This window comes from Streptomyces phytophilus (assembly GCF_013870535.1).
Lineage (GTDB): Bacteria > Actinomycetota > Actinomycetes > Streptomycetales > Streptomycetaceae > Streptomyces > Streptomyces phytophilus.
Genome location: NZ_JACBXC010001708.1, coordinates 1 through 1,044, shown reverse-complemented (window position 1 = coordinate 1,044; position 1,044 = coordinate 1). Strand labels below are relative to the sequence as shown.

Sequence of the window (1,044 nt, the reverse complement as noted above, 5' to 3'; positions counted from 1 at the left end):
GGACATCCGACCCCGCCACCACTCCCACCAGCCGCGATCTACTACACACCCCGTCTATACACAGCACGTATACACACCGTGTAGAGTCCTCGGCATGACGATCGGCCACACCCTCCTCGGGCTCCTGGAGTCGGGCCCCCGACACGGTTACGACCTCAAGCGCGCCTTCGACGAGCGCTTCGGCCACGACCGCCCGCTGCACTACGGGCAGGTCTACTCGACGATGTCCCGGCTGCTGAAGCACGGCCTCGTCGAGGTCGACGGCATGGAGCCGGGCGGCGGTCCCGAGCGCAAGCGCTACGCCATCACCGACGCCGGTGTCACCGACGTCGCCGGCTGGCTCACGACGCCGGAGAAGCCGGAGCCGTACCTGCAGTCGACCCTCTACACGAAGGTCGTCCTCGCGCTGCTCACGGAGCGCGACGCGGCCGAACTCCTCGACGTGCAGCGCGCGGAGCACCTGCGCCTGATGCGCGAGCTGACCCGTCGCAAGAAGGGCGGCGACCTCGCCGACCAGCTCATCTGCGACCACGCCCTGTTCCACCTTGAGGCCGACCTGCGGTGGCTGGAGCTCACCGCCGCGCGCCTCGGCAAACTCGCCGCGGAGGTACGCGCATGACCACCACACCCCCCACAGGACCCTTCGCCGCGGACACCGGACCGGCGCCGATCCTGACCGCCACCGCCCTGCGCAAGGTCTACGCCGGCACCCCCGCGCTCGACGGCGCGGACTTCGCCATCGCGGCCGGCGAGACCGTCGCCGTCATGGGCCCCTCCGGCTCCGGCAAGTCCACGCTGCTGCACTGCCTCGCCGGCATCGTCCCGGCCGACGACGGCACCGTGACGTACGCGGGCCGCGACCTCGCCGCGCTCTCCGACGCCGAGCGCAGCGCCCTGCGCCGCCGGGAGTTCGGCTTCGTCTTCCAGTTCGGCCAGCTCGTACCGGAGCTGACCTGCGTGGAGAACGTCGCCCTCCCGCTTCGCCTGACCGGCCTCGGCCGCCGCGACGCCGAGCGCGCCGCCCGGCCCTGGCTGGAGCGCCTG

2 protein-coding genes are annotated in these 1,044 nt (G+C 71.9%); both read left to right on the top strand.

Annotated elements, in window-relative coordinates; genetic code table 11:
* Nucleotides 1-94 precede the first annotated feature (94 nt).
* On the top strand, nucleotides 95-619 hold the full coding sequence (locus H5J30_RS35410; protein ID WP_181791888.1) for a PadR family transcriptional regulator: 525 nt from the start codon (nucleotides 95-97) through the stop codon (nucleotides 617-619).
* The coding region (locus tag H5J30_RS35405) for an ABC transporter ATP-binding protein (RefSeq protein WP_181791887.1) at nucleotides 616-1,044 on the top strand (429 nt) is incomplete at its 3' end. The genes H5J30_RS35410 and H5J30_RS35405, both read left to right, overlap by 4 nt.

What these genes read in the sequence shown, in the direction of transcription:
- H5J30_RS35410 (WP_181791888.1), top strand. Translation starts at nt 95, where the DNA reads ATGACGATCGGCCACACCCTCCTCGGGCTCCTGGAGTCGGGCCCCCGA.